Raw genomic sequence first — 5425 nt, 5'->3', positions numbered from 1 at the left:
CCTCCAGCTGCGACGGCGGGCGGAGCGTCCGGACGCTCCGCCCGCCGTCTCAGCTGGAGGTGGGGAAGTTGAAGGCGGCCTCCGAGTGTGGCCAGCGGGTGGTGACGACCTTGGCGCGGGTGTAGAAGCGGACGCCGGCGGGGCCGTGGATGGGGCTGTCGCCGATGAGGGAGTCCTTCCAGCCGCCGAAGGAGTAGTACGACATCGGGACCGGGATCGGGACGTTGACGCCGATCATGCCGACCTTGACCTCGCGCTGGAACTTGCGGGCCGCTTCGCCGCTGGCGGTGAAGACGGCGGTTCCGTTGCCGTAGGGGTTGGCGTTGATGACGGCGATCGCTTCGTCGAGGGTCCGGGCGCGGACGATCGCCAGGACGGGGCCGAAGATTTCCTCGCGGTAGGCGTCCATCTCCGGGGTGACCTCGTCCAGCAGGGACGGGCCGACGAAGAAGCCTTCCTCGTGGCCGTCGACCTTCAGGCCGCGGCCGTCGACGACGACCTTCGCGCCCTGCTCGGCGCCGCGGGCGATGGAGTTTTCGACGCGTTCGCGGGCGGCTTCGGTGACCACCGGGCCCATGTCGCTGGCCGGGTCGGTGCCGGGGCCGACCCGCACTTCGCGGGCTTTGCGTTCGAGGATCTCCACCAGCTTGTCGCCGGCCGGGCCGACCGCCACGCCGACGGAGATGGCCATGCAGCGTTGGCCGGCGGAGCCGTACGCGGCGGCGGTGAGGTGGTCGGCGGCGAACTCGAGGTCGGCGTCGGGCAGGACGACCGCGTGGTTCTTGGCGCCGCCGAGGGCCTGGACGCGTTTGCCGGCCGCCGTTCCGCGTTCGTGGACGTACTTGGCGATCGGGGTGGAGCCGACGAAGGACACCGCGGCGATGCCGGGGTGGTCGAGGATCGCGTCGACCGCCACCTTGTCGCCGTGGACGACGTTGAAGACGCCGTCGGGCAGGCCGGCTTCGGCGTAGAGGCGGGCGACGTAGTTGGCGGCCGATGGGTCGCGTTCGCTGGGCTTGAGGACGAACGTGTTGCCGGTGGCGATGGCGATCGGGTGCATCCAGAGCGGCACCATGATCGGGAAGTTGAACGGGGTGATCCCGGCGACCACGCCGAGGGGCTGGCGGAAGTCGTGGACGTCGACGTCGCGGGAGACCTGGTCGGAGAAGCTGCCCTTGAGGGCGTCGGCGATGCCGCAGGCGTACTCGACGACCTCGCGGCCGCGGACGATCTCGCCGCGGGCGTCCTCGATCACCTTGCCGTGTTCGGCGGAGATGATCCGGGCGAGTTCGTCTTCGTGCCGGACGAGCAGCTCGCGGAAGGCGAACAGCACCTTGGTGCGCTGGGACAGCGAGGAGTTGCCCCAGGACTCGAAAGCTTTGGCGGCGGCCGCGACCGCGGTGTCCACATCGGACGCTTCGGCGAGGAGGACCGACGCCTGCCGCTGTCCGGTGGCCGGGTCGTAAACCGGCGCCGTGCGGGTCGAGCCCGCCGGGGTGGCGGCGCCGTTGATCCAGTGTTCGATGGTGTTCACGGGGTCCTCCGGGTAGTGGCGGGGGTGCGGGCTCACAGCAGGCCCACCGCGGTGTCGACGGCCTTGGCGACGTCGCCGTCGTGGGGGTAGAGCAGCGACCGGCCGACCACCAGGCCCTGCACGGTCGGCTGGGTCAGCGCCCGCTGCCAGGCGGCGAAGGCCGCGTCCGGGTCCTTGACCTCGCCGCCGAGCAGGACGGCCGGCAGCGTCGAGGACGCCAGCACGCGCTCCATGTCGTCCACCACCGGCAGCTTGAGCCAGGTGTAGGCCGACGAACGGCCGAGACCGGCGGCGATCGTGATCGACTTGATCACGGCGTCGGGGGAGAGGTCGTTCTGCACGCGCCCGTCGACCCACCGCGACAGGAACGGCTCGACCAGCGCGATCAGCTTGCGGTCGGCCAGCTCGTTGACCGCCTTCGCGGTGTTCTCCAGGACGCCGGGCGTGGCCGGGTCCTCCAGGCAGATCCGGGTCAGGGTCTTGCCGCCGTCGAACCGCATCCGCTCGATGGCTTCCGCGTCGTAGCAGGCGAAGCGGTCGTCGATCTCGAAGCTCGACCCGGCCAGCCCGGTGCGGTTCATCGACCCGATCACCGTCTTGCCGTCCAGCACGCCGAGCAGCAGCAGGTCGTCGATGACGTCCGCGGTGGCCAGGACACCGGTGACCCCCGGGCGTTCCAGGGCCAGGCACAGCCGCTCCAGCAGCTCGCCGCGGTCGGCCATCGCCGTGGGGTTGCCGCCCACCGCGTTCGCGCCGCGGGCGGGGTGGTCCGCCGCGATGATCATCATGCGGCCCTTGTCGTTGAAGGGTGACTCGGCCCGGACGCGGTTCGCGGCCGCGGCGGCGATCGCTCCCGGATCGTGCACGCGTTGGGCGACGATGCGGCGCAGCACGTCGGTCACGGTTTCGCTCCCAGCCGGTCTCCGGGGCACGGCCCTCGTGCTCCTGGAGGCGACGATTCCAGCGGCCCGGGACTTTGTCAAGACATATGGACAACAGGTCATCCCTACAGGTGACCCGGAGGCGGTACGCTTCGCGGATGAGCAACCTGGACGTCACCTTCCCGGCCTGGGACGCGGGGCGCGAGATCGTCCTGGACCCGGGCAGCCCCGAGCCGCTGTACTTCCAGGTGTCCCGGCAGCTGCACGCCGCGATCGAGGACGGCAGGCTGCCGGCGGGGGCGCGGCTGGACAACGAGGTCGACCTCGCCGCGAGCCTGCGCCTGTCGCGGCCGACGATCCGCCAGGCGATCCAGACGCTGGTCAACCAGGGCCTGCTCGTGCGGCGGCGCGGTGTCGGCACCCAGGTCGTCCGCACGAAGGTCGCCCGGCCGCTGCGGCTGAGCAGCCTGTTCGACGACCTCGCCGGGCTGGGCGGCAAGCCGGAGTCGGCGGTGCTGGTCAACCAGGTCGAAGAGGCCGGCGCCGACGTGGCCGAGCTGCTGGAAGCACCCGGGCTGACCCGGGTGCGGCGGCTGAAGCGGCTCCGCTCGACCGACGGCGAGCCGCTCGCCCTGATGAACAACTACCTGCCCGACGGCGTCATCGACCCGGGCGACGACGAGCTGCGCGAGCGCGGGCTCTACCAGCTCCTGCGGTCGGCGGGGGTGCGGCTGCACGCGGCCGAGCAGAACATCGGTGCCCGGCTCGCGACCGAAGAGGACGCGGAACTGCTCGGGGAGGAGCCGGGGGCCGCGCTGCTCACGATGCAGCGCACGACCTACGACGACTCGGGGCGGGTGGTCGAGTACGGGTGGCACGTGTACCGGGCGTCCCGGTACACGTTCAACCTTTCGCTGACCAACGGGCCGCAGTAGACCGCGGCTACGACCGGCGCAGCGTCAGCACCACCGTGTCGTCGGCGTGCAGGACCACGTCGTGCATCCGGGTCACCAGCTCGCGGGGCAGGTCCGCCGCCGGGTGCGTGCCCAGCTGCTCGGCCAGCGCCAAGAGCCGGGACTGGCCCTCGTCGACGTCCTTGCGGCTCTCCACCAGGCCGTCCGTGTATAGCAGCACCGTGTCGCCGGGGGCGAGGACCACGTCGACCAGCTCGGGGCTGCCCGGGTCGGGGAAGCCGACCCCGCGGCCGGGCACCGGTGGGGGCAGCAGGCGCGCCGAACCGGACGCGGTGACGAGCACCGGCTCCGGATGGCCGCCGTTCGCGAACCGGGTGTGGCCCGTTGCCGGGTCGATGCGGGCCAGGAGGACCGTCGCCATCAGGCCCGGCTCGATCGCCGCCAGCGTGTGGGACGCGTGGGCGATCAGGTCGCGGAACGGGTGGCCTTCCAGGGCGAGCGTGCGGATCGCGTGCGTCACGGTCAGGGCGTGGCGGGTCGAGGTGACGCCGTGGCCGACCGCGTCGACCAGGGTCACGTGGACCTGGCCGCCGGGCAGGACGAACCAGTCGTACAGGTCGCCGCCGGTGGGGGAGTCCTGGTCGGTCGGCGAATAGTGGACCGCCGGCTCCAGGCCCGGCACCAGCGGCGGCCGCGGGCGCAGCGCGTCCTCCAGCTCGCGGAAGATCGCCGCGTGGGCGCGGCGGAGCTGCTCGTCGCGCTGCTCCAGCTCGACGTACATCGCCAGCACGCCGCTGTTGGTCTCCGCGAGCTCGTGCTTGAGGTTCCGCTGTTCGTGGACGAGGGTGTCGGTGCGGGCCACCAGCGCCAGCATCTCTTCGCGCGTCGCCCGGTCGTCGTCGGGGTCGGCCGGGGCCACCGGCCGGCCGCCGGCGAGGTGCCAGGTCAGCGTCCGGCCGTCGGCGCGCTCGGGCAGCAGCGGCAGCGCGTTCCGGCTGCCCTGGCTGACCGGGTGGTCCAGCCGCATCGTGACGGCGAGCCGCCGGTCCGACGCCGCCGTCGCCACGTCCACCGTTTCGCCCGCGGTGAGCGCCGGTTCGGCGAGCAACGTGACGGCGAGGACCAGCCGCCCGCGGTCGTCGGCGGGCACGCCCGCTTCGGCGCAGGCCGTGCGGAGGCGCCGCCGGATCCGGGCCAGGTCGGGGCGCATCAGGCGGCCCGGTCCGCGCTCAGGGCGAGCATCGCCGCGTCATCGCGGGCGTTGCGGTGCCGGTGGGCGAGGTCCGCGGCGAGCAGCAGCAGGTCCGGGGCCCGGCCGGGGACGCGCCAGCCGGTGCCGACGCCGTCGGTGTGCAGGACCACGACGTCGTCGTCGGCGAGCTCCAGATGCCGCACCGGCGCCGATGGCAGCGTGAACCCGACGATGCCGGGGGTGCTGAGCAGCAGCCGGGACGGGCCGCCGCCCAGGCTCGCGCCGCTGACGTTGCCGACGCCGCAGAACTCGAGCCGCCGCGGCGCGATCCGCACCAGCGCGATCGCCGCGCCGCGGGTGGTCCGCAGTGCGCGGTGCATGTTCGTCAGCTGGTGCGGCAGCGGGCGGTCCGGGTTCTCGGTGAACACGCGCACCGCGGCGTCCGCGGCTTCGGCGGCGTCGGGTCCGTGGCCGAGCCCGTCGGCGACGACGGCCGTCCGGCTGCCCGTGACGTCGGCCAGCGCGATGGCGTCACCGCAGTACTCCTCGCCGTCGCGGGGCAGGCGGAAGTGCCCGATCGCGCGACGGCCCGGTGGCGCGGCGGGGTCGAGCAGGCGGGCGGCGGCCAGCGTGCCGGCCGTGGGCGAGGACGTGATCCGGAACTCGGCCGCCATCCGCTTCACCGCGCCGAGGCCGGTGCCCAGGGTGGCCGTCGTCGTGTTGCCGTCGAGCAGCCAGTGGTCGAGGTCGGCCATGCCGGGACCGTCGTCGGCGGCCAGCACGTCGACGCCGCGCCCGGTGAGCGCCCGCTGCACGAACACCGAGCCGCCGCCGGTGTGCTTGTCGATGTTGCCCGCGAGTTCGGCCGCCACCACCGCGGCGCGGTCGGCGAGCACGCCCGCGA

General features: G+C 73.3%; 5 protein-coding genes. 1 reads left to right on the top strand and 4 read right to left on the bottom strand.

The genetic code is table 11. The features are described from left to right. Positions 1-49 precede the first annotated feature (49 nt). Positions 50-1534 carry a CoA-acylating methylmalonate-semialdehyde dehydrogenase gene (locus CCN39_RS39590; protein WP_086851179.1) on the bottom strand — a complete coding sequence of 495 codons (1485 nt, stop codon included), beginning with the start codon at positions 1532-1534 and terminating at the stop codon, positions 50-52. 32 nt (positions 1535-1566) lie between these two features. Continuing rightward, positions 1567-2436 (bottom strand): Cgl0159 family (beta/alpha)8-fold protein, encoded by an 870-nt coding sequence (locus CCN39_RS39585; RefSeq protein WP_086851177.1) that lies wholly within the window; start codon positions 2434-2436, stop codon positions 1567-1569. 137 nt (positions 2437-2573) lie between these two features. On the opposite strand from CCN39_RS39585, the gene CCN39_RS39580 reads away from it, so the two are divergent. Further along, positions 2574-3350 carry a GntR family transcriptional regulator gene (locus CCN39_RS39580; protein ID WP_086851175.1) on the top strand — a complete coding sequence of 259 codons (777 nt, stop codon included), beginning with the start codon at positions 2574-2576 and terminating at the stop codon, positions 3348-3350. A 7-nt stretch (positions 3351-3357) separates the two neighbouring features. Here the strand turns inward: CCN39_RS39580 and CCN39_RS39575 are convergent, their stop codons facing one another. Together CCN39_RS39575 and CCN39_RS39570 are read right to left on the bottom strand one after the other, a co-directional pair. Continuing rightward, on the bottom strand, positions 3358-4539 hold the full coding sequence (locus tag CCN39_RS39575) for a PP2C family protein-serine/threonine phosphatase (RefSeq protein ID WP_086851173.1): 1182 nt from the start codon (positions 4537-4539) through the stop codon (positions 3358-3360). Continuing rightward, positions 4539-5425: SpoIIE family protein phosphatase (locus CCN39_RS39570; RefSeq protein WP_086851170.1), on the bottom strand; the 887-nt coding region annotated here is incomplete at its 5' end. The genes CCN39_RS39570 and CCN39_RS39575, both read right to left, overlap by 1 nt.

The sequence above is a fragment of the Amycolatopsis kentuckyensis genome, from assembly GCF_002155975.1.
In the GTDB taxonomy this organism is placed as follows: domain Bacteria; phylum Actinomycetota; class Actinomycetes; order Mycobacteriales; family Pseudonocardiaceae; genus Amycolatopsis; species Amycolatopsis kentuckyensis.
The sequence above is the reverse complement of the archived record's forward strand: the minus strand, read 5'-3'. Positions and strand labels throughout refer to the sequence as shown.

Bases quoted from the DNA above. Each gene is read 5' to 3' on its own strand.
- CCN39_RS39575 (WP_086851173.1), bottom strand. From the start codon at position 4,539: ATGCGCCCCGACCTGGCCCGGATCCGGCGGCGCCTCCGCACGGCCTGC.
- CCN39_RS39580 (WP_086851175.1), top strand. From the start codon at position 2,574: ATGAGCAACCTGGACGTCACCTTCCCGGCCTGGGACGCGGGGCGCGAG.